The sequence below is a fragment of the Solibacillus sp. FSL R7-0668 genome, assembly GCF_038006205.1.
In the GTDB taxonomy this organism is placed as follows: domain Bacteria; phylum Bacillota; class Bacilli; order Bacillales_A; family Planococcaceae; genus Solibacillus.
In genome coordinates this window covers 3477766-3500605 of record NZ_JBBOUU010000001.1, presented here as the reverse complement: position 1 = coordinate 3500605, position 22840 = coordinate 3477766, and the positions used below count along the sequence as shown (strand labels likewise).

19 protein-coding genes and 1 pseudogene are annotated in these 22840 nt (G+C 38.9%); 12 read left to right on the top strand and 8 right to left on the bottom strand.

All coding sequences use genetic code 11. The annotated features are described in order from the left end of the window. Nucleotides 1–666: 666 nt before the first annotated feature. From ltrA to MKX47_RS17430, 9 genes and pseudogenes are all read left to right on the top strand, one after another. Complete coding sequence (gene ltrA / locus MKX47_RS17470; RefSeq protein ID WP_340776739.1) at nt 667–2544, top strand: group II intron reverse transcriptase/maturase; 1878 nt, start codon at nt 667–669, stop codon at nt 2542–2544. A 100-nt stretch (nt 2545–2644) separates the two neighbouring features. Then, nucleotides 2645–4216: pseudogene (locus MKX47_RS17465) on the top strand (3'-5' exonuclease); the annotation flags it as partial. Between the two features lie 11 nt (nt 4217–4227). Beyond that, entirely contained in the window at nt 4228–6225 is a 1998-nt protein-coding gene (ligA, locus tag MKX47_RS17460) for an NAD-dependent DNA ligase LigA (protein WP_340776736.1), read from the top strand. Between the two features lie 18 nt (nt 6226–6243). Beyond that, complete coding sequence (locus MKX47_RS17455; protein ID WP_340776735.1) at nt 6244–7419, top strand: CamS family sex pheromone protein; 1176 nt, start codon at nt 6244–6246, stop codon at nt 7417–7419. 209 nt (nt 7420–7628) lie between these two features. After that, nucleotides 7629–7919 (top strand): Asp-tRNA(Asn)/Glu-tRNA(Gln) amidotransferase subunit GatC, encoded by a 291-nt coding sequence (gene gatC, locus MKX47_RS17450; protein ID WP_340776734.1) that lies wholly within the window; start codon nt 7629–7631, stop codon nt 7917–7919. A gap of 17 nt (nt 7920–7936) precedes the next feature. Continuing rightward, nucleotides 7937–9400, top strand: a complete 1464-nt coding sequence (gatA, locus tag MKX47_RS17445; RefSeq protein WP_340776728.1) for an Asp-tRNA(Asn)/Glu-tRNA(Gln) amidotransferase subunit GatA — start codon at nt 7937–7939, stop codon at nt 9398–9400. Between the two features lies 1 nt (nt 9401). Then, entirely contained in the window at nt 9402–10847 is a 1446-nt protein-coding gene (gene gatB / locus MKX47_RS17440) for an Asp-tRNA(Asn)/Glu-tRNA(Gln) amidotransferase subunit GatB (protein ID WP_340776726.1), read from the top strand. 290 nt (nt 10848–11137) lie between these two features. Next, nucleotides 11138–12010 carry a GNAT family N-acetyltransferase gene (locus tag MKX47_RS17435; RefSeq protein WP_340776724.1) on the top strand — a complete coding sequence of 291 codons (873 nt, stop codon included), beginning with the start codon at nt 11138–11140 and terminating at the stop codon, nt 12008–12010. Nucleotides 12011–12246: 236 nt separating this feature from the next. Further along, nucleotides 12247–13107, top strand: a complete 861-nt coding sequence (locus MKX47_RS17430; RefSeq protein ID WP_340776721.1) for an ROK family protein — start codon at nt 12247–12249, stop codon at nt 13105–13107. 65 nt (nt 13108–13172) lie between these two features. Here MKX47_RS17430 and MKX47_RS17425 read toward each other — a convergent pair whose 3' ends face one another. Beyond that, nucleotides 13173–13487, bottom strand: coding sequence for a YbjQ family protein (locus MKX47_RS17425; RefSeq protein WP_340776719.1), 315 nt, complete (start codon nt 13485–13487; stop codon nt 13173–13175). A gap of 56 nt (nt 13488–13543) precedes the next feature. After that, nucleotides 13544–13846, bottom strand: a complete 303-nt coding sequence (locus MKX47_RS17420) for a hypothetical protein (RefSeq protein WP_340776716.1) — start codon at nt 13844–13846, stop codon at nt 13544–13546. A 749-nt stretch (nt 13847–14595) separates the two neighbouring features. Here MKX47_RS17420 and MKX47_RS17415 point away from each other — a divergent pair. Beyond that, nucleotides 14596–14892 (top strand): hypothetical protein, encoded by a 297-nt coding sequence (locus MKX47_RS17415; RefSeq protein ID WP_340776715.1) that lies wholly within the window; start codon nt 14596–14598, stop codon nt 14890–14892. A 169-nt stretch (nt 14893–15061) separates the two neighbouring features. Here the strand turns inward: MKX47_RS17415 and MKX47_RS17410 are convergent, their stop codons facing one another. After that, nucleotides 15062–15346 carry a hypothetical protein gene (locus MKX47_RS17410; protein ID WP_340776714.1) on the bottom strand — a complete coding sequence of 95 codons (285 nt, stop codon included), beginning with the start codon at nt 15344–15346 and terminating at the stop codon, nt 15062–15064. Between the two features lie 200 nt (nt 15347–15546). Beyond that, nucleotides 15547–15792: a hypothetical protein gene (locus MKX47_RS17405; protein WP_340776713.1), complete on the bottom strand. Its 246-nt coding sequence runs from the start codon at nt 15790–15792 to the stop codon at nt 15547–15549. A gap of 305 nt (nt 15793–16097) precedes the next feature. On the opposite strand from MKX47_RS17405, the gene MKX47_RS17400 reads away from it, so the two are divergent. Both MKX47_RS17400 and MKX47_RS17395 read left to right on the top strand, forming a co-directional pair. Continuing rightward, complete coding sequence (locus MKX47_RS17400; RefSeq protein WP_340776712.1) at nt 16098–16625, top strand: sigma-70 family RNA polymerase sigma factor; 528 nt, start codon at nt 16098–16100, stop codon at nt 16623–16625. Continuing rightward, nucleotides 16615–17658, top strand: a complete 1044-nt coding sequence (locus tag MKX47_RS17395) for an LCP family protein (RefSeq protein ID WP_340776710.1) — start codon at nt 16615–16617, stop codon at nt 17656–17658. The genes MKX47_RS17400 and MKX47_RS17395 overlap by 11 nt, the downstream gene beginning before the upstream one ends. Nucleotides 17659–17869: 211 nt before the next feature. Here MKX47_RS17395 and MKX47_RS17390 read toward each other — a convergent pair whose 3' ends face one another. The 4 genes from MKX47_RS17390 to MKX47_RS17375 all read right to left on the bottom strand — a co-directional run bounded on the left by MKX47_RS17390 (nt 17870) and on the right by MKX47_RS17375 (nt 22839). After that, the gene (locus MKX47_RS17390; protein ID WP_340776708.1) at nt 17870–18391 is read right to left on the bottom strand and encodes a hypothetical protein; all 522 of its coding nucleotides are present in this window, start codon (nt 18389–18391) and stop codon (nt 17870–17872) included. A 118-nt stretch (nt 18392–18509) separates the two neighbouring features. Then, entirely contained in the window at nt 18510–19997 is a 1488-nt protein-coding gene (gene putP, locus MKX47_RS17385; RefSeq protein WP_340776705.1) for a sodium/proline symporter PutP, read from the bottom strand. Between the two features lie 91 nt (nt 19998–20088). Beyond that, nucleotides 20089–21063 (bottom strand): proline dehydrogenase family protein, encoded by a 975-nt coding sequence (locus MKX47_RS17380; protein ID WP_340776703.1) that lies wholly within the window; start codon nt 21061–21063, stop codon nt 20089–20091. Between the two features lie 480 nt (nt 21064–21543). Beyond that, complete coding sequence (locus tag MKX47_RS17375) at nt 21544–22839, bottom strand: sigma 54-interacting transcriptional regulator (protein ID WP_340776701.1); 1296 nt, start codon at nt 22837–22839, stop codon at nt 21544–21546. Nucleotide 22840: the final 1 nt, after the last annotated feature.

Here is a 22840-nt window from a genome sequence, read left to right as displayed (position 1 = left end):
CTAGCTCATTTGCTAGGAGAACTAAGAAATCAGATGAGTCGAATGATGAGGTAACGCTCTGAAAGGCTCGGCCTAATCCTCCGAATAGCACAATTAGATTGCAACATTGAACGTGTTATAAGCTCGGTGAAGTCAGTTGAATATCACCCTAATGTATAGGAAAGCGGAGTGGAGGCACTTCGTGTGGTAGATAGACTGGGGTTCTATAAAAATGCCCATGGTTAGAATGTAGGGAACAAAACTTCCTACTGACGAAATTCCGAATGTACGGCTCTAGAGGTATAGGTATTCGAAAGGGTACACTAACGTATTGTTGGGCTAGTGAGGTGGAGTAAAATTTGTCTTTATGAAACACCTTATAGTGTTACAGGCACTATCAAGCTAGCAGGGTTAGAGGAATGACCTAAAGGTATTATATGTAAAGATATGATTTCTTGGAACGTGGTAAGCGAGGCTACTTGGAGAGGTTGCACTCGATGAAAAGGTATAGGGAAAACTCATTTGTATAACCTATTTTAAGCCCGTGAAAGTGGTGGCACAGTACCATTGAAGCCGTGATAATAAGCGGTGGAGGGATAGCCACTAGTCAGTTTATGAATAACTAAAACAATATTTTAGAGGTTCAGGTTCTCGTATGACTAAAAGAAATGCAGTCACCAAACCAAAATGGTGGTGAAAGTGTTGACTGACACAGCAAACGAAAAAGTTTTGAAACGACAGTCTTTACGAAACAATGAGTATTACGGTATGCAACAAACCTTCGACAAGCTATATAAAGATAGTCAAATCAACAAGAAATTCAAAAATCTCTACGAACTGATAGTAAATAGAGAAAACATCTTACTAGCATACAGAAACATCAAGAAAAATAAAGGTTCATTTACGAAGGGTGTTAATGAGTCAACTATTATCACGATAGGTGAAGAAGAACCTGAAAAACTTGTGCGGTATGTTAGAACAAGAATGGAAAACTTTATTCCACACAAAATTAGAAGAAAAGAAATACCAAAAGCTAATGGAGGAGTTAGACCGTTGGGAATCCCAACAATCGAAGACCGAATTATACAACAATGTATTAAACAAGTTCTTGAACCGATATGTGAAGCGAAATTTCATCATCACAGTTATGGCTTTCGACCAAATAGAGGTACATTACACGCATATTCAAGGGCAGTTACATTAGCGAATATTAATAAGCTGCATTACGTGGTTGATATAGACATTAAAGGATTCTTTGATAACGTCAATCATGGAAAGCTATTAAAACAAATGTGGAGTATGGGGATTCAAGATAAGAAAGTAATCTCTATCATAAGCAAACTTTTGAAAGCGGAAATAGTGGGGATAGGAAAGCCAGAAAGAGGTACTCCACAAGGTGGTATTTTATCACCATTACTATCCAATATCGTTCTGAATGAGCTAGATTGGTGGATAAGTGACCAATGGGAAACTTTTGAAACGGATAAAGATTATGAAAGAGAACGAATCATAGGCGGAAAAAAGCGATTAGACAGAACTGCAAAGTACCGTGCTTTAAAAAGTACAAACTTAAAAGAAATGTTTATCGTACGCTATGCAGATGATTTCAAAATCTTTTGTCGTGACCATAAAAGTGCTTTCAAAATATTTGAAGGTGTAAAAAAGTGGTTAAAGGAACGATTGCATCTAGACATTAGCAAAGAAAAATCGAAGGTAATTAATTTAAGAAAAAACTTTTCAGAATTCCTTGGATTTAAAATGAAAGTAACAAGGAATAAAGAAAAACATACTGTAAAATCATTTATGACTGAAAAGGCAAAAGAAAATGCAAAACAAAAAATCAAGGGACATCTTAAAAAAGTTAAGAAAAATACCACTGCCTCTGAAGTTTCTAAGCTCAATGCGACGATATTAGGACTTCAAAATTATTATCAACAAGCGACAATGGTATCAAAGGATTTTAGTGAAATTGCATTCTCTGTCAAACGAACCTTATATAACAGCTTAAAATTTGTGTCATCCGAAAACGGGGAACTAAGTAAATATTACAAAACGCATTATAAAGACTATTTAGGTAAGAAGAAAGTTTTCGTAGCCCGAGTAGCCATTTTCCCGATTGATGGTGTCAAACACAAAAACCCGAAGAACTTTACGCAAGAAATAAATAACTACACGATTGAAGGTAGAAGTCTCGTACACAAAACACAAAAGTCAGTCTCAGAAGGAATTATTAGGCACTTAGTAAAAAATCCTGTAATCAATCAGAGCATTGAGTATAATGACAATCGCATCTCAAAATATATCGCTCAAAAGGGGATATGTTTCGTTACAGGTGAGCCACTTCTTCTAAATAATATGGAATTACATCATAAGAAGCCAAGAGCATTAGGTGGAAAAGATGATTATAACAATTTGGTTTTTATAACAAAAATGGTCCATAAACTGATTCACGCAACAAAAGAAGAGACGATTGAAAAATATCTTCAATTAGAAAGACTGACACAAGAATGTAGAGACAAAGTAAATAAACTTCGAGTTATGGCTGGAAATGAAATATTAGTTTAAAGATTCATAATTGATGGAACGCCGTATGAGGGGAAACTCTCACGTCCGGTGTGAATGGGGGGAAAAGCTGGAGATGATTTCAAAGGCTTACCTATCCATATCAAACAAAACCCAATATTTACTAGTTCAAATGCTAGCAAAAAAATTCCGCAATATCTGTGTCGTGGGGGACTCGGATCAGTCAATTTATCGTTGGCGTGGCGCGGATATTACGAATATTTTATCGTTTGAGAAAGACTATAAAGATGCTAAGGTCATTATGCTAGAGCAAAATTACCGTTCAACGTCGCGTATTTTACAGGCGGCGAATAGTGTCATCAAAAATAATAAAAATCGCTACAAAAAGGTGTTACGTACAGAGAACCCAGAAGGCGAAAAAATCCAGCTTTACAAGGCTGGTAATGAACAGGACGAAGCGCAATATGTTGTGCGCACCATCCAAAAGCTGATGAAGGAAGACAACTACAAGCTGGATGATTTTGCGATTTTGTATCGTACAAACGCCCAGTCGCGTGTAATGGAAGATATTCTTGTGAAGTCTAACATGAACTACCAAATCGTAGGTGGTACCAAGTTCTATGACCGCAAAGAAATTAAAGACTTACTGGCCTATTTGCGCTTAATTGCCAACAATGACGATGACCTCTCGTTAGCCCGCATCATTAATGAGCCAAAGCGTTCGATTGGTGCGACCTCATTTGATAAGATGCTTGGCTATGCACTAGAGCAGGACCGTTCGATTTTTGATGCAATGAGCGAGCTTGTGTTTATGGGCTTAACGGGTAAGGCTTCAGCATCAGCAGAAGCGTTTTACAATATGATTCGTTCATTAAGCGAGCGTCAGCATGAGCTATCTGTAACCGAAATTGTCGAAGAGGTGCTCGAAAAATCAGGCTACCGTCAAATGCTAAAAGGTGAAAAATCGATAGAAGCAGAAAGTCGTCTTGAAAATATTGAAGAGTTTTTAACAGTTACACAAGCATTTGAAGCGCGCAGTGAAGATCAATCATTAGTGGCATTTTTAACGGATTTAGCCCTTGTTGCGGATATCGATACATTAGATGAAGAGGAGCAGAAGAAAGGCTCCATTATTTTAATGACGATGCACGCTGCGAAAGGGCTCGAATTCCCGATTGTATTCATTATTGGGATGGAGGAAAATATTTTCCCGCATTCCCGCTCGCTTGAAAATGAAGAAGAAATGGCGGAGGAACGTCGGTTAATGTACGTAGGCGCAACGCGTGCAGAACAGCGTCTGTACTTAACTTGTGCGGGCTCGCGGACGATTTTTGGTCGAACGGGCTATAACGCACCCTCTCGTTTTTTACGTGAAATTGACGAAGACGTGTTAGAGCAAGTGACGCGCAGTAATGCAACTAGCTATCGAGATAGCGCATTACCATTTTCATCAAATCGCTATGACCGTGCGTCTAACAAGCGATCACTTGGAGAGATGCAAAAGCCGTCCTCACAAATTTCTCGCTTAAATGCTACTGGTGGCAATCAGTTCGACTGGAAGGTGGGCGACAAGGCGTCACATGGTAAGTGGGGCATCGGTATGGTTGTTAGCGTAAAGGGAGAAGGCGACGGAATGGAACTCGATATCGCATTCCCAGCACCAACAGGGATTAAACGATTGCTTGCGAAATTCGCACCGATTACAAAAGCTTAGGAGGAAACTTAATGAGTGAAATTGAACAACGAATTGCGGAGTTAAATCAGCTACTTCATGAATATGGCTATGCGTATTATGTAGAGGATAAGCCACTTGTAGAAGATAGTGTGTACGATCAGCTACTACACGAATTAATAGCACTAGAAGAGGCAAACCCACAATTTATTTATGCAGATTCTCCTACGCAGCGTGTTGGTGGCGCGGTACTTGAGGGCTTCCAAAAAGTCACGCATCAAACAGCCATGCTCAGCTTATCCAATGCCTTCAATGAAGCAGGATTACGTGATTTTGACCGGAAAATTGAGCAAGCGATTGGCTCAAATTATTCCTATGTATGCGAATTGAAAATTGATGGGTTAGCCATTTCCCTACGCTATGAAAATGGTGTGTTTGTACAAGGGGCAACGCGTGGTGACGGCTCGGTTGGGGAGGATATTACAGCCAACTTAAAAACGATTAAGGCGATTCCGCTACGTTTAAAAGAGCCTGTAACTATCGAAGTACGTGGCGAAGCATATATGCCGAAAAAATCATTTGAACAATTAAATGCGCGTCGTACGGAAAATGGCGAAGAATTATTTGCCAACCCGCGTAATGCAGCAGCAGGTTCACTACGCCAGCTCGACCCAAAAATCGCCGCCAGCCGTAATTTATCAACCTTTATTTATGCGATTGGTGGCGACGGGGAGAGCTATGGCATTAGTGGGCATTGGGAAATGTTGAAGTACTTAGAGCACTTAGGCTTCCCGTCTAATAAGGAACGTGAATATTGTGAAACAATTGATGATGTTTTATCGTTTATAGAAAAGTGGACAGAGGCACGCCCAAATTTAGCTTATGAAATTGATGGAATCGTCATTAAGGTAAATGCTTATGCACAGCAGGACGAATTAGGCTTTACCGCGAAATCTCCGCGCTGGGCCATTGCTTATAAGTTTCCGGCAGAAGAGGTTGTGACGACACTTTTAGATATTGAACTAACAGTAGGTCGCACAGGGGTAATTACGCCAACAGCAATTTTAACGCCTGTACTAGTTGCAGGCACAACAGTGAGTCGCGCTTCACTGCACAACGAAGACTTAATTCGTGATAAGGATATTCGTCTAGGGGATACAGTCATTGTACGCAAGGCGGGTGATATCATTCCACAAATTGTTGGGGTCATTGTAGAGCAGCGCCCAGAAGATGCTGTACCGTATCAAATGCCCACACATTGCCCAGCCTGTGATGAAGAAGTCGTACGTATCGAGACAGACGTAGCCCTACGCTGTGTGAACCCGCTTTGCCCAGCGCAAATTGCAGAGGGCATAAAGCATTTCGTATCACGTAATGCGATGAACATCGACGGGCTAGGTGAAAAGGTAGTGGAGCAGCTACTGCGTGAAAATTATATTCACGATGTGTCGGGTCTTTATGAGTTAACAATTGAGCAGCTTGTCAACTTAGAGCGAATGGGACAAAAATCTGCCACAAACTTAGTGGATGCGATTGCGAAATCAAAGGAAAATTCACTCGAACGTTTATTATTTGGCTTAGGGATTCGACATGTAGGAGAGAAGGCTGCGAAAATTTTAGCGCAAGCATTCGAAACGATGGACGCATTAATGCTAGCGACAATCGAGCAGCTGACGGCTATTCATGAAATTGGCGATAAAATGGCAGAGTCCGTTGTCGCGTATTTTGCAAACGAGCAAATCCAACAATTAATTAACCGTCTAAAAGAACACGGCATCAATATGACATACAAAGGCAAAAAAGTCATGGTGGAAGCGGGCGCGAATCTATTTGCCGGAAAAACCATTGTGCTTACCGGAAAACTACAACAATTGACACGTAACGAAGCAAAGGCGAAAATAGAACAGTTAGGTGGAATTGTAGCAGGAAGTGTTAGTAAAAAAACAGATCTTGTTATCGTAGGTGAAGATGCCGGCTCCAAACTTGAAAAGGCGCAAAGTCTCGGCATTGAAATTTGGGATGAACTACGCCTAATTGACCAATTACTATAGCAAAGGGGACTTGTTCTCATGAAACGTTACCGCTGGATACCGGCGATGCTTGCAGCTGTGATGTTATCAGCGTGTACACCAAGTATTACACCTGAAACAGAGCTCGCACAGGAATCAGATTCAACACAACAGGTGGAAACTACGATTATCCCAAATATGCAAATTAGTGACAAGTTTTATCGTACGCTAATTCCATACAAAGAAAGTGCCAGTCGTGGATTAGTCGTTTCGAATATTCATACGAAATACGATATGAAGGAAGCAGAAACCGGCTTAATGCGTATTTCTCAAAATTACTTTGACACGGAAAAGTATTATTTCCAAGAAGGTCAATACTTAGATGAGGAAATGCTAAAATATTGGTTAGCTCGTCCGAATCAAACAAAGGATAAAGGCCCCGAATATCAAGGCTTAAACCCATCAAGTATCGATGAAAAAACAGGGCAAGAAATGGACCCGACGGTTAGAGCAACAGAAGCACCCGTTTATTTAGCCCATATCGTAGAGCAAAATTATTTAACAAAAACAGATGATAATAAAGTAAAGCTTGCAGGCATGTCAATTGGCCTTGCCTTAAACTCTGTATACTATTTTCAAAAAGAGCAGTACGGTGAATTTTATGAGCAAAAAATACCAGAGGCTGAGCTCATTAAAGAAGGGAAGAAAATTGCACAAGAGGTTGTCAATCGTCTCCGTGCCCGTACAGAATTAAAGGATATTCCAATTACTATCGCACTCTTTAAGCAGGAAGAGCGTAATTCAATCGTTCCAGGCTCCTACTTGACGTATAATTATGCGGATGGTGGCAAAACCGAATTAGGAGAATGGCAAGATATTAATGAAAAATATGTGACTTTCCCAATGAACTCGCCTGAGGACGTATATCGAGACATGAACACGAAATTTATGAATTTTAAGCAAAATGTGGACAAATACTTCTCGAACTTTACGAGTGTGTTCGCAACGGGATTCTATCAAAACCAAAAAATACAAAAGCTTGAAATTGAAATTCCGATTCAATTTTATGGCACGGCAGAAATTACAGGCTTTACACAATATCTTACGGGCTTAATGCTCAATCATTTACCACTCGACTTGCACATTACAGTCAGCATCACATCGGTAAATGGACCTGAAGTTTTAATTATTAAAGAACCAAACAAAGATGAGCCATTCGTGCATATTTATGAGTAAAATTAATGTAAAAATACCATACTTAAAATAGTGTGGTATTTTTGCTTTGTGAAGAGAAAATACACTTCATCACTCTAACGCGTTAATTTCACAAAAAAACATCTAGCTGATGCGTCTCTTTCGTTAATTTTTTGGGGAAGCGCAGATTTTTAAAGGGAAAAATGATATGATATTAAGCATGGTCTAAACGAATTTTGGAGGTGTAATAAATGGCAAAATTGTCAAAAGAAGAAGTAAAACACGTAGCGAATTTAGCTCGTCTTGCCATCACAGAAGAAGAGGCAGAGAAATTTGCTGAACAATTAGGTAAAATTACTGACTTCGCAGAGCAGTTAAATGAATTAGATACAACGAATGTAGAGCCAACTTCTCATGTGCTACCATTAGTAAACGTACTTCGTGAAGACGTAGCAAAAGAGGGCTTACCACGCGAAAAAGTAATGCTTAACGTAAAAGAACAAGAAGCTGGTCAAATTAAAGTACCATCAATTATGGACTAATAGGAGGACACTTACGCATGACAGTATTTGAGCGCACTTCAGCACAATTACAAGAAGCTATTAAAGCAGGCGAACTAACAATTGCGGATTTAACAAACGAAGCATTTGATCGCGTTGAAAAGTTAGACGGCGACGTACAAGCTTTCTTAGCATTAAACAAAGAACAAGCAACTGCAAAAGCTGCAGAATTAGATAAAGTTCCTTTTGAGGAGCGCGGCCCATTATTTGGTATGCCAATCGGGGTTAAAGATAATATCGTAACAGAAGGCTTAGAAACAACTTGTGCCTCTAAAATCTTAGAAGGCTTTATGCCAATTTACGATGCCACAATTGTGAAAAAATTACGCGATGCCGGCATGATCACAATTGGTAAATTAAACATGGACGAATTCGCAATGGGTTCTTCAAACGAAAACTCAGCATTCAAAACAACGAAAAATCCATGGAACTTAAACCATGTACCAGGTGGTTCTTCAGGTGCATCTGCAGCAGCAGTAGCAGCAGGTGAAGTACCGTTCTCATTAGGATCTGATACAGGTGGTTCAATCCGTCAACCAGCAGCTTACTGTGGTGTGGTAGGGATGAAGCCTACATATGGTCGTGTATCTCGTTTTGGTTTAGTAGCATTCGCTTCTTCTTTAGACCAAATCGGACCAATTACACGCAATGTTACAGATAATGCATTACTTTTAGAAGCTATCGCAGGCGTAGACGAAATGGACTCAACATCAGCTGACGTACCAGTGCCTAACTATGCAGCCGCTTTAGATGGTAACATCAAAGGCTTAAAAATTGCTGTGCCAAAGGAATTCCTTGGTGAAGGCGTTGGCGAAGCAGCAAAACAATCCGTTCTGGATGCATTAGAAGTATTAAAAGCTCAAGGCGCTACTGTAGAAGAGGTATCATTACCACATTCTAAATATGCGTTAGCCGCTTATTATATTCTTTCATCTTCAGAGGCTTCTTCTAACCTTTCTCGTTTTGACGGCATCCGCTATGGTTACCGTACAGACAACGCGAAAAATTTATTAGAGCTTTACAAAAACACACGTGCGGAAGGCTTCGGTGACGAGGTTAAACGTCGTATCATGCTTGGTACGTATTCATTATCTGCTGGTACGTATGATGCTTACTACAAAAAAGCACAGCAAGTTCGTACATTAATCAAACAAGATTATGATAAAGTATTCGAAAACTATGACGTAATTATTGGGCCAACTGCGCCAACACCAGCATTCGCAATTGGTGCAAACGTAGATGATCCACTAACAATGTACGCGAACGATATTTTAACAATTCCGATTAACTTAGCAGGTGTACCAGCTATTTCAATTCCATGTGGTTTTGAAAATGACTTACCACTAGGCTTACAAATTATCGGGAAGCACTTCGATGAAGAAACACTTTACCGTGTCGCATATGCTTACGAACAAAACACAGATTTCACAAAACAAACTCCAGCGCTATGGGAGGTAAAATAATATGAACTTTGAAACAGTCATCGGCTTAGAAATTCACGTTGAATTAAAAACGAAGTCGAAAATTTTCTCTGCTTCACCAAACCACTTTGGTGCCGAGCCAAACACCAATACGAGTGTAATCGACCTTGGTTATCCAGGGGTTTTACCAGTATTAAATAAAGAAGTAGTCGATTATGCAATGCGCGCTGCATTAGCATTAAATATGGAAATCGAACAAGAGACAAAGTTCGATCGTAAAAACTACTTCTATCCGGATAATCCGAAAGCTTACCAAATTTCACAATTTGATAAGCCAATCGGTAAAAATGGTTGGGTGGAAATTGAAATTCCAGCTAAAGGTGAAACACCAGGCTATAAAAAGAAAATCGGTATTACACGTCTTCACATGGAAGAAGATGCGGGTAAATTAACGCACGCAGATGGCTACTCTTTAGTCGACTTAAACCGTCAAGGCACGCCACTTGTTGAAATTGTTTCTGAGCCAGACATTCGCACACCAGACGAAGCGTATGCATACCTTGAAAAAGTAAAATCCATTATCCAATATTCTGGCGTATCGGATGTACGTATGGAAGAAGGGTCATTACGCTGTGATGCTAACGTTTCTTTACGTCCTTATGGTCAAGAGGAATTTGGTACAAAGGCTGAGCTTAAAAACTTAAACTCATTCAACTTCGTACGTAAAGGCCTTGAGCATGAAGAAATTCGTCAAGCTGAAGTATTAATGTCAGGTGGCGTAATTGAGCAAGAAACTCGTCGCTATGACGAAAAAACAGGGAAAACGATTTTAATGCGTGTAAAAGAAGGTACGGACGATTACCGTTACTTCCCAGAGCCAGACTTAGTGCGTCTTTCCATTTCGGACGAGTGGGTGGAGCGCGTACGTCAGTCAATCCCTGAATTACCAGATGCACGTAAAGCACGTTATATTTCTGAGCTTGGTTTAACAGAGTATGATGCCAATGTCCTTGTGATCAACAAAGATATTTCTGATTTCTTTGATGCAACAGTAGCGGCTGGTGCAGACGCTAAATTAGCAGCAAACTGGTTAATGGGTGATATTTCTGCTTACTTAAATGCTGAGCAAAAAGAATTAAAAGATACAGCCTTAACACCAGAAAACTTAGCCGGTATGATCAAGCTAATTTCTGACGGCACAATTTCTTCTAAAATCGCGAAAAAAGTATTCACTGAGCTTGTTACAAAGGGTGGCGACGCAGCGAAAATCGTGAAGGAAAAAGGCTTAGTACAAATTTCTGATCCAGAAGTAATCCGTGGCTTTGTAACAACAGTGCTTGATAATGATGCAAAATCAGTAGCAGATTATTTAGGTGGTAACGAGCGTGCCATCAAAGCGCTACTTGGTCAAATTATGAAAGCTTCAAAAGGTCAAGCAAACCCACAATTAACAAACCAAATCCTAACAGAAGAATTAAGCAAACGATAACTTGATTCAGCGGGGGTGAACCCCGCTGAATCAAGTTAAGCCTCCCGCGGATGTCACAGATTTTTAAAGGAGTTTTTCGAGTGAGCTCGAAAAAAATCTGGACGCAATTACGCCGAGGCGTAATTGATTTTTCCCTATATGCAACGGCAGCCTGAGTTTAGGCTGTCGTTTTTTGGTAGGAAACACTTGATAGATAGGATTGAATACGTTAATAATTGGAAATGAGTGCTCAGCGCAAAGCTTAGGACAAACATTACAGGAGAAAGATTCATTGTAAAGGGGGAGGTTAGATGAACTTCATAAAAGGGGAGGCTATCCGCAGTAATTCGCAATTAAAACAAAGCTTTCTACAGCTTGCACAGGAAACGTTTGGACTGGAATTTGAACAATGGGATGAACTCGGCTATTGGGATAATACGTATTGTCCGTATGCCTTTGAGGTGGACGGTGAAATTGTTGCCAATGTATCTGTGAATGTTGGGACAATGCTAGTAGAGGGGACAACCTATCAAGCTATTCAAATTGGTACAGTGATGACGCATCCGGCTTTTCGGGGGCAGGGCTTATCTCGTAAATTAATGGAGAAAGTTTTGGAAGATACAGCAAGTGCGGCGATTCTTTACTTATTTGCCAACGAATCCGTGCTGAATTTTTATCCGAAATTTGGCTTTTCAACACGTAGACAAGCGACCTTTTCACTAGCAACGAAGGATTTAAATTTACAGCCAACGGAAATTAAAAAAGTAGATATTTCGGATGAAGCGGCACGTAAATTATTTTACGAAACAATCAAGCATCGCATGCCCGTCAGCTTGAAAATGAGCATGCTACAAAACGAAAGTATTGTAATGTTCCATGCATTAACTCAGTATAAGGATGCTCTTTATTATGTCCCTAAATTTAGTGCCTTTGTCATCGCAACGGAGCAGGGGGGGCGCTTTCAGCTAATTGATGTTATTGCCAAACAGTATGTGGATTTACAAGCGCTTATTGAAAGCTTACCAATTAATGCAAGCCTTGTGGAGCTTGGCTTTACACCCGATCATTTAACGGTGCCTGTACAGCAAGGGGTTCTACATGATGATGGCGCGATGTTTGTGAGGGAACAAAGTGATTTGCATTATCCGAATGATGTACTATACCCGTATAGTGGATTGGCCTAAATAACTTGGATTTTTGGGTATTCGCAAATATATGTTGAATATCGCAAATAAACTAGGAAAATCGCAAATATCCCCGCGATTTCGCAAATAAAACTTAAAAGTCGCAAATATATCCCCACACAGGAATCAGAAAATCGCCCATGCTTCGTTGCTGATTCTCTTTATTGCTTTTTATGGAAAATTAGGGTATTCTGTTTGGAAAAATGACAGTATTATGACGAAGCAGGTGGATGAATATGTGGATATTGAGCGCTGACGTTGGCGGCACAAAATTAGCCTTAGCGATTTCAAAGCAGGAACAACCCGAAACGCTAATTCATGAGCTAGAAATTCCAAGCCCGCAACAATCAGAGGCTTTATTTGAGGCAATGATTAACGGCTTTACTAAACTCATGCAAGGACATGCTGGAGAAGTTGTCAAAGTGGCAGTGGGGCTTCCAGGCATTTTAAATTTACAGCAAGGAACCGTTGTCTATCAGCAAAACTTACCTTGGAGGGACTTCCCATTAGTGGCGCGCCTACAAGAGGTGTATCCAAATGCAGTAATCAAGATGGAAACGGATATGATGACAGCTGCAAATGGCGAATATAAAATTCGCAAATTTGAGCAGGAAACATTGATTTATTTAACGATAAGTACAGGAATCGCTTGCTGCTCCATACATGAGGGGCAATTTTTAAGAGGCGCTGGTATTCCGGGAGAGGTGGGCTTTTCGTTAACGTCGACGGGTGCGTTTTTTGAAGATGTATGTGCTGGCCCGGGGTTAACAAAATGGCTACAGGAAAAAACAAATCGTCCCGATACATTAAAGCAATTTTTCACGGCTTATTATGAGCAGGATGAAGTGCTTGTCCCACTTATTAAGCAGTGGCAAAAGGAAGTAGCGTACAAGATTCATAGCTTTATTTTGTTGCTTGATCCACATGTCGTTGTTTTAGGTGGCGGTGTGATGAATCATCATCCACAAATGGTGAGTGAAATTGCCCAGAAAGTAGACGATTGTTTTACGCTTCCATTTTTTGAGCATAAAAAAGGACGCGTTCAAGCGAGTATGAATAAAGGGCATGCTGGATTAATTGGCGCGGCGTTACTGTAAAATGAGCAAATTAAAAATCACCATTCCAAATTTGTGCGAATGGTGATTTTTCAATGGAATCATGCTTAGCGAATTGTTACCGCAGTGCCTGTTGCCACGCACATCATCATGCCTTCACGTAATGTTTCGAAGTCTAAATCCACTCCAATGATAGCATTCGCTCCAAGGCTAAGTGCGCGGTCCTCCATTTCTTTAATTGCAATTTTGCGACCCTCTGCTAACTTGTCTTCATAAGAAGCACTACGCCCACCAACGATATCTGTCACCGATGCGAAAATATCACGCACAATGTTTGCGCCCATAATCGCTTCGCCAGATACGATGCCATAATACGTTTCGATTGTTTTACCCTCGATTGAATTGGTTGTTACAACTAGCATAAAATTCACTCCTTCACATGTCATACTATTTATTACGGATTGGTGAGAAGAAGGTTTCATTTATTTGAAAAAATAGGTAATGTTAATTTAGAGCCAATTGGGTTTGGATAATAATTATTGTCGATTTTAACAGGTGCTTCATATGGTGCTGTTTCGTAGGTGTATGTTGCGTATAATTCATAATTAATGTCGCGCCATGTTTGCCCATTGTTGTGTATTTCATTGCCATTTTGATCGTAAGCTGTCAATAATAGCGTGCGTCCTTCGCCTTCGTAATGGTCGGCTTCTACTATGACGGTTTTTCCTTCTACGGTGAACTGCCAATCGACTGTATCTCGCTGTAAAAGCAATTGCTCCATCATTTCTCCCTCCTTTGCACATTAGACGCAGCATATTTAAAAATCGTTCATTTTTTTTTACTGATAATAAAATGTGGACTGCAATAGGTGCAGTAAATTATTGCTGCTGCAACCGTTCCTCGTGAAGCTACGGTGAAATCGTTTCCTCCAAGTCGAGTAGTCAGTGATTTTCGTTCGTTAATCAGCTCATTGTGTCTCCTCCTCAAAAATGTCTTCACCCTTTATATGTCATGCAAAGGACAAAAAGGGGACAGGTTGTGCAAATTTTTTTATATATTTTAAGATTTTACGGTCGTATCGATTTTGATACGACAATATATCTCTTTTAAATCTTTAATACTCTAATCTTTTAGAGTGGTAATAAAATGGATTCTCAGAGGGGACGCAGATGAACGCTCTGAAGGTACGTGGGTGGACATTGGAGGGAACAATATGAGGTAACAAAAGATTGGGATGGTATATTAATATAACTTTAGGTGGGAGTTTAAATTATTTTAAAATAGCATGTTTGTAATAATCATAAAAGTGTAAATGCTCGAACTGTAATTTTTCATGTATGCGATAGAGAATCTAAATTTAACAGCAACCTATAAAAAGTCGGAAGCAAGATTGTCTCGTGCTTCTGACTTTGTTTGAGTTAAAGATGCATATTTATGAATTGTGGTGAATTGCTTGTTCGCTCAGGGACGTTAATAGTCCATTGGAATTTAAAGTAAAAATGGTATGATAGAAGAAAAAAGAGGTTTAAAATGACTAAGAATAAAATCAATATTTGGTTTTTAAGCGCATATGCTCTAACACTGATTTTATTATTATACTTCGGTTTAAACAGTTTGGTTATAAGTGCAATAGGAAATACGTTTCCAAATGCAAAATTTTTGACTGTGCTAGCCTTAATAATTGTTGTTGCTTGGTCAATGGGATTGGGAGTTCGTCATTACTTAAATAGTTTCACTCAAGAGTTAAGAGATAAATTTAAAAACGCTTTTATAGCTACTACTTTAATGAGCTGGGGAATTGTATTAATTCTTTTTACTATTACTTGATTAACTATAGTTTTACATGCATTTCCATTCAAAAAACGTCCTCAAACATTTGGGCACGTTTATTAGGTTTTATTGGTTTGCTTTATAAAACCTTGTTGCACTAGGTCCTCAATTATTTAAAGAAGAAAAGTTAAGCTAATTCATCAAAAATGCTTGATTGCAGAATACTCTAAACCAGTTTGTTTTTCTTTTTTCTTACAAAAAATGCCACGATGAATAAAATAATTGCATTAGCAATCAAAAGTCCACCAAAAGTAAGCCCCGCCACAGCACCTGCAATTCCATCTCCAACATTACGACTAACGTTATTCATTGTCAGAACTAGAACTATTGGAGAAGAAATAATAAAAATAACACCCGTCATTATCCATACCAATCTATTCAATCTTGATAAAAAGATTACAAATACATTAAGGGTAAAGAGAACTAAAAGGAATATAACCAAAGAATTCATAAATTCCCTCCTTAGTAATGCCACATGATGGCCCATTTGTGAAATAACTTATTACATTGTAATTTTACTTTCTTATTACGAAACATTCTTAAGTATAACATTAGTTCCCAAAGCAGTATGGGAACTGTATGAATTTCAAAATATTTATGCACCCGATGCGACATGTCTATAAATCCATGTTGAATACATCCACAGGGAATTTAACCGGCAATACCCTTAGCTAGTACTAGTGAAAATACAAAAACTAAGACTCCGACATTTAATAACACACCCAATATTACGGATAACCACTTCTTTGACAATACCGCAAATACAATGCCTAATAGCGAAAGTATCCCTAGAATGATAATAACCATCATCAAATTCGCATTAGGTCCTCTTATAATTAAAAAGGCAATGATACTGGCAATAACCATTAGAAAAGAAAGAATTCCTAGCTTAGTCATCTAATCACCTAATTTTTAGTAAATATTAGGTGACCAGAGTAATTGATCCTCTATATATTGGATAATTATAACAGAATAAGAACGAGAAATTTGTGAATTTTTAATTATTTGTGTACCCGGTAAAGTTTGCTAAACCGTTTCTCCCACAAATGACGCTTTAAGTGCATTAAAATCAATTAAGGAATAACGCCGAGAAAAGAAGAGCATCTTTCTTAAATGAAATATTTTTTTAAAATTGAACCTATTATGAATGGGTAATCGTCTAATAGCAGAATTGGAAGTAAGTTGAAAGGGAGGGGATTAAATTGGACAAGGAAGAAAAAGATTACATATTAGAAAAAATGATGATTGACTATGGTAATGAGTTGGTACGATTGGCCTTTTCTTATGTGAAAGATGTAGAAATTGCAAAAGATATGGTACAAAATTCGTTTATCAAATGCTACAAAAATATGGAGTCGTTTCAATATGATGCACATATCAAAACATGGCTCTATCGTATAACAATTAACGAATGTAAGGATTATTTGAAAAGTTGGAATTACAAAATGGTACAGGTTAAGAGTTTTATTCATGAAACAGCCAAGTCAATCATCCCATCAACAGAAAAAACAGTTATTGATAAATACAATAATGAAAAAATCAAAGATACTATTTTTTCTCTTCCAAAGATATATCGGGAAGTCGTTTATCTATACTACTATAATTCATTAACGACAGAGGAAATTGCCAAAGTTTTAGGCATATCAGTAAATACAGTGAAAACGCGATTAAGAAGAGCAAAACAACGGTTACATTTGGTGATAAAGGAGGCGGAATTGAATGGAAGATAAACGGTTAAAAGAGGCATTTTCTAACACGTCGGATCGAGAACTACAATTTACGAAAGAAGATCGTCATAAAGTATTTGAACGAATTCGCAAAATAAACGAGGAACCTCACACACAAAGAAAATCACGTATCTCTATAAAAAAACTCTTACCCGTCACAGTATCTTTATTGGCGATAGGCTTGTGTCTATTTTTGTTTTTTCCATCAATCCTGTCAGGGAATTTTAATGAAGAATCTAACAGCAGCGATTTCAATGAAGTTTCTAGGACATCTGTTGCAAGCGACGCAGTAGGTGAGGAGGAAAAAATTTCTACCACTTTAATTACGGTGAAGTCGAATGAGATGGATAATCAAATATACCTTAATCTGTTGCTTACTTATAATAAAGATAAAAAGTCGATGAAAGTGGTATCGCCAAGTCATTTAACATATGCACCAGTAGCAGAGAATGATGATGGGACTATATTGTACGATAAATTGATGTTCGCTTATAACTTTGGTGGCGCTGAGAATGTAAGAACAACGGTTTCAAAACTATTTGATTTACCAATTGATTATTATGCTGTTATCGATTTAGAAACCTTTTCAACGCTAATTGACTCTGCGAATGGTATCGCTTATGAAATGCAAGAAGATATTCAAGTAAGAGCTATAACTCAGGTGGCTTTTGACTTTAAAAAAGGATCGTATCATTTGAATGGAGAAGAAGTTGTGGCATTAATGATGGCTACTTCAGAGTTTGAGCCATTAGGAGAAGAACATCTAGAAAACCTAATGAATGCTGTTATGACTAAAATAGAAAATGAAATTCCTTCCGCACAATTAAAAGAATTGTTTACTCAAATAGAAGCGAATGTCACACTGGATTCATTTTTAGAAAAGCAAATCGAAATTAATTCTATAGAACCGATATCATTAAAAGATGGAATGATAACAGATTCTATACCATTAACTAATACAACAGGTAAATTCTTTTACCGATTTGAGAAAGAGTTTTTAAATGATATTTCAAAAGAATTAACTACATTTAACTAAGTATCATATACAAACATTGATGTTGCTGCATAATCTCAACATACAATGAATGGAGTTAGTAAGATTTCCACCCGGGAATCGCACATGGCACGGCGCCTGGTTTGATCACCAGGCTTTTTTATTTTTACAGCATCGCATGTATAAGACAATCCAAAGTATAATTGATTGTGCATTCGGTGTAGTTTGCGCCATTATTATATATGAAAAATAATTATTCCCCCAACACAAGCGTAGAAAAGGCAAAAGAATGGTTATCAATTTCACATCTAATCAAGATTGCATGAATTAAATTCCCCTCGATTGTAGAAACCGGAGACATTTCTAAATTCAGACTCTCATCCAATGTAAATTCAGCTAAACCATTATTAACTGTATGGATAGATACAGGATTTATAGTATATTCAGAAATAATATTGGCCTTCTCATCCAACACAAAATCATAAATTTCGATTGCAGCTGTTTCAAAATTTAACGCCTCTAGTTGAATTGGGTCACCATAAGCAACGGTTGGTAAATTGCTAAATCTTTTACCTATCATGAAATCCTTTAATCTCTTTTCAATATCTTCTTGGTCTTCGTTGTCTAAATCTCCATAATAGATAGGTTCTAATTCCTCAGAGCCATAGTGGATTTTGATTGCAGGTTCTTCCGTCGCGCCTCCACAAGCAGCTAGTATGGTAATAACGAATAAAGGAATTAATAAAAATAATAACCAATTTGCTTTTTTCAGCATAAACACTCCTTAAAATTGAATGATTGCTAAATTATAGTATAATCTTCTAGATAAAAAATTACGATAGGAACAAAAGTCCACAAAAAAACTAGCCCCCAAAAGAGACTAGTTCCCGTAATTACTGTCGTTCTTCCTTCAAAATACGCACGGTTTCATCGAATTCTTTATCGATTTCAGCATTGGGTCTGTACGTAATCCAGCTGACGATTACCGCGATGACAAAACAAGTGATAAAGCCTGGTACAATTTCATACAGCATATCCTTTAGGCTTTCGGTGCGTCCCCAGAAAAATGCAACGACTGCACCGAACACCATACCAGCCAGTGCACCGTAGTTTGTCAGCTTACGCCAAAATAGCGAAAGAATAATAATCGGGCCAAATGCCGAGCCAAAGCCTGCCCAAGCAAAGGCAACAAGCCCTAAAATGGTACTTTCAGGATTCCATGCAACAACTATCGCAAAAATGGATACGAACAGTACAGCTAGGCGTCCTAAAAATACATAATGCTTATCCTCTGCGTTTTTGTTGAACAGTGCCTTATACATATCTTCAATAAGGGCCGAGCTTGTGACGATTAATTGAGAGGAAATCGTGCTCATAATCGCCGCTAAAATGGCTGCTAATATAATTCCTGCAATAAGCGGATGGAATAAAATTTGCCCTAATACGATAAACACCGTTTCAGAGTCCTTTAATGCCGCGCCTTGCTGCTGGAAATAGGCAACACCCACAAAAGCGGTTGCCAGTGCACCAAGCAAGCTGAATATCATCCAGCCAATTCCGATGCGACGAGCAGCCTTCGTTTCTTTTACAGAGCTAATCGCCATAAAGCGTACAATAATATGGGGCTGCCCGAAATAGCCAAGTCCCCAAGCTAATGATGAAATAATCATTGCTGCAGTTGCCGTTGGAGGAATTAGGCTAAGCATATCAGGATTCACAGCTTGAATCGAATCCACTGTTTCCCCAATGCCCCCTGTTAAAAATACCCCGACAACAGGCACCGCGATCAGCGTAACGACCATAATCAGCCCTTGAATCACGTCTGTATAGCTCACCGCTAGGAAGCCACCGAATAGCGTATAAGCAACGACTACAGCCGCTACAAATAACAGCCCTGTATGGTAATCCATGCCGAATGAGCTTTCAAAGAATTTCCCACCAGATACCATCCCAGATGATACATAGAACGTAAAGAATACGAGAATAATAATTCCTGAAGCAATACGTAATAATTTTGTGCGATCCCGTAAACGGTTATCTAAATAACTCGGAATCGTAATCGAATTGTTTGAAACCTGTGTATACACACGTAAGCGCGGTGCAACGAGCAACCAGTTTAAATAAGCACCAATTGTTAAACCAATGGCAATCCATGCCTCCACAAGACCTGATACGTAAATGGCACCAGGTAACCCCATTAAGAGCCAGCCTGACATATCCGCAGCGCCAGCACTTAAGGCTGTTACCGTAGCGCCAAGTCCACGTCCACCTAACATATAATCCGTTAAGTTGCTTGTTTTTCGGAACGCATACCAGCCTATACCAAGCATCGCAATCATATAAATAATAATGGCCAATAATTGATAACTGTAGTCCGACATCAAAACAGCTCCTTTATTGATAATTTTTTGCTTAGTGTAGCATGAACCAATAGTCCCCCGTCAACGCAATCTGGCATAGCACCGAACAGGTTTATTTACGCTTTTTTGTGATGCGACCTAATAGAAATGCCCCAGCCGCTACAGCTAAAACGGTGTTCGTCTTTTTGTTAAACACTTGTTTAGTAACGAGATTGATATTTTGCGGACGTTCTGCTAAACGACGCATAAAGTAGCCATACCAATCCTGTCCGAATGGCACATATGTGCAGAAATTATAGCCTTCTTTAGCAAGGCTTAGCTGCATATCTGTACGGAAGCCGTAAAGCATTTGAAATTCAAACTTATCATTCGGGATGTTGTGTGCTTTGACGAATTGTTTGACGTGATTAATAATATTATGATCATGCGTCGCAATGGATGTAAATTTACCATGTAATAAATGATATTCAATTTGCTCAATGAATTTACGGTCAATGTCTATTTTGTCTTGGAACGCGACAGATGGATCTTCTTTATAAGCGCCCTTCACTAAGCGCAAACGGTAGTCCTTAAAGCGTTCGATGTTGTCATCCGACTCAAAGAAATAAGCCTGAATGACTGTCCCGACATTGTCATATTGTGCATGTAATGCTTCTAATAACTCAAAGGATGGATGCAAACGCGCATAGTTTTCCATATCGAAATTAACGAAAATTTGGTAATCATTGGCTAATGCCACGATGTCCTTTAAGTTTTCATAGCAGAAATCATAATCAATATCTAAGCCGAGCTGTGATGGCTTTAGTGAAATATGAGCGTTTAAATTTTCTGAATGAATGCGTTCAATTACCGCTAAAATTTGGGCCTTTGCAGCAAGCGCAGCCTCTCTTTCAAAGACAAATTCCCCTAAATTATCAACAGTACATGCAATTCCCTGCGCATTTAATGCCTTTATGCTTTCTACAACCTCATCAATATTTGTACCTGCAACGACAGTTTGCGCCCCGAGCTGATAACCGTATTTTTGAGCTGCAAAATTTAATGTTTGATTTTCAGAAAGTGCGATAAAAAAGTCCTTTAATGACATATTTCATTCTCCCCTTAGCGAAAAAATTGTTTTTGTTAACGTTGAGGAGAGTATAAAACAAAAAATGTAAAAATGGAAATAGAAAATGAGTGTCATAGGGTTTGTGAAAGGCAGAAATCAAGTAGTAGCAATGATTTGTAGGTTAAAAAATTTTGTTGGAATATCTTTTTCATGCAGTAATTTTCTTGAAAAAGCAGAAATATCAAACGGTGCAATTATATAATGCATAAATAAAAAAGGACCCCCTGTTTAATAGGGAATCCATGATTATTAGAAGTTTTAGGAAATAATAGGAATGTTAAAGGGGGATTTTGGGGATTCGCAAATATATTTAGAAAATCGCAAATATCCGCGCAAAATCGCAAATAAAATTCAAAATTCGCAAATAAAATCAAAATTTCGCAAATATCCCCCGTCCGCGCAGCACCGTAGCCCCGCAGCCCGAACAAACAATTCAAACCCAAAACAATCTCTAAAAGCCTATTTCCGCTTCAATCGGTATTGTAAGCCCTGACGATGAATGCCTAACGCTTTCGCGGTTTGCGAGATGTTGCCATCATTCAGCTGAAGGGCATGGCTGATGTACTGATCTTCCACCTTGCGCATATACTCATCTAGTGGCTGTAGCTCTTGCTGCGAAAAATCAAACAGCTGCTCCACCTCTGTATGGGCAGGCTCGATTTGCTTGAGCTTCCACTTAAAGTACGCCGGAATATGCGTCATTTCCACGTATTCCTCGTTTGTTAATAATGCGCTAATATCATCCAGCAACACTTCAAGCTCCTTTAAATTGCCTGGCCAGTCATAGCTTAAGAAAATGTCCTCAACATCTGGCGCAAGACCGATGACAGACATGCCGTAATCATTGCGACGGCGTGAAAAATAGTCGTCGATAAAGGGCTTAATGTCCTCGCGACGTTCACGCAGTGCTGGCACTTGAATCGTTAAATTTGAAAATAAATAATATAAGTTTTTCGAAAGACGCCCTTGCTGAATTAAATCAATCGGATCCTCGCCAATACTAGCAATAAACACATGATTGCGCACATTATGTGTTTCTAAAAGCTCGATGATGCGCTCCTGTGCGGGACTTGATAAAAATTCGATGCGTTCAGCAAAAAAGGTGTAGTTTTTTTCCTCGGCAATATATTTTTCGATTTGTGCAAGTAGTGCGTCTTCATTACGCCGGCAAATCAGGGTGATGAAGCGTTCGTTTTTATCCTGCAGCTCATGGTGAATGCCTTCTGCAATCATATCTTTTCCCGTTCCAGATTCACCCACTAGCATGACAGGAATTCGTCCGAGTGCTGCAATTTTTGCCTGTTGAATAACCTGCTTCATCGATTTGGAAACGGCGGTAATAATATCAAAGGTTAATGGGGCCCCGTAACGGCTGAGTGGGCGGTCCATTAAAAATTCCTGCTGTGTCACATCACGTGCTAATTGAATGGCGATTTTTGTGCCGTCATTTAGGGTATAGGCATAGTAGTCGTTGATCATCGTGACTTCTTCGCCACGCGCATTCCAAAACGTTTGCTTCACATGTCGATAGCTTTGACCAGAGGCTAACACCTTTTGAAGCATATTTTGCTCTAAGTTAAAGTCGAGGGATTGTGATAAAAAACGCTGCGTAATTTGCTCTAATGATTCACCCGTTAGTTCGCGCATCTTTTTGTTGTACACAATGACACGTCCGTTTTCATCTATGGCACAAAGCCCAGTTTCAATTTTTTCAATCATAAATTCAAAGACACTAGAAGTATCTAGCTGTTTCATG

Excerpts from the sequence above, each read along its gene's own strand:
- MKX47_RS17425 (WP_340776719.1), bottom strand. The coding sequence starts at position 13,487 with ATGCTAGTTGTAACAACCAATTCAATCGAGGGTAAAACAATCGAAACG.
- MKX47_RS17390 (WP_340776708.1), bottom strand. The coding sequence starts at position 18,391 with ATGCTGAAAAAAGCAAATTGGTTATTATTTTTATTAATTCCTTTATTC.
- MKX47_RS17420 (WP_340776716.1), bottom strand. The coding sequence starts at position 13,846 with ATGGAGCAATTGCTTTTACAGCGAGATACAGTCGATTGGCAGTTCACC.
- MKX47_RS17375 (WP_340776701.1), bottom strand. The coding sequence starts at position 22,839 with ATGAAACAGCTAGATACTTCTAGTGTCTTTGAATTTATGATTGAAAAA.
- ligA (WP_340776736.1), top strand. The coding sequence starts at position 4,228 with ATGAGTGAAATTGAACAACGAATTGCGGAGTTAAATCAGCTACTTCAT.
- gatB (WP_340776726.1), top strand. The coding sequence starts at position 9,402 with ATGAACTTTGAAACAGTCATCGGCTTAGAAATTCACGTTGAATTAAAA.
- MKX47_RS17410 (WP_340776714.1), bottom strand. The coding sequence starts at position 15,346 with ATGAATTCTTTGGTTATATTCCTTTTAGTTCTCTTTACCCTTAATGTA.
- MKX47_RS17455 (WP_340776735.1), top strand. The coding sequence starts at position 6,244 with ATGAAACGTTACCGCTGGATACCGGCGATGCTTGCAGCTGTGATGTTA.
- gatC (WP_340776734.1), top strand. The coding sequence starts at position 7,629 with ATGGCAAAATTGTCAAAAGAAGAAGTAAAACACGTAGCGAATTTAGCT.
- gatA (WP_340776728.1), top strand. The coding sequence starts at position 7,937 with ATGACAGTATTTGAGCGCACTTCAGCACAATTACAAGAAGCTATTAAA.
- MKX47_RS17430 (WP_340776721.1), top strand. The coding sequence starts at position 12,247 with ATGTGGATATTGAGCGCTGACGTTGGCGGCACAAAATTAGCCTTAGCG.
- MKX47_RS17435 (WP_340776724.1), top strand. The coding sequence starts at position 11,138 with ATGAACTTCATAAAAGGGGAGGCTATCCGCAGTAATTCGCAATTAAAA.
- MKX47_RS17395 (WP_340776710.1), top strand. The coding sequence starts at position 16,615 with ATGGAAGATAAACGGTTAAAAGAGGCATTTTCTAACACGTCGGATCGA.
- ltrA (WP_340776739.1), top strand. The coding sequence starts at position 667 with ATGGTGGTGAAAGTGTTGACTGACACAGCAAACGAAAAAGTTTTGAAA.
- MKX47_RS17415 (WP_340776715.1), top strand. The coding sequence starts at position 14,596 with ATGACTAAGAATAAAATCAATATTTGGTTTTTAAGCGCATATGCTCTA.
- MKX47_RS17380 (WP_340776703.1), bottom strand. The coding sequence starts at position 21,063 with ATGTCATTAAAGGACTTTTTTATCGCACTTTCTGAAAATCAAACATTA.
- putP (WP_340776705.1), bottom strand. The coding sequence starts at position 19,997 with ATGTCGGACTACAGTTATCAATTATTGGCCATTATTATTTATATGATT.
- MKX47_RS17405 (WP_340776713.1), bottom strand. The coding sequence starts at position 15,792 with ATGACTAAGCTAGGAATTCTTTCTTTTCTAATGGTTATTGCCAGTATC.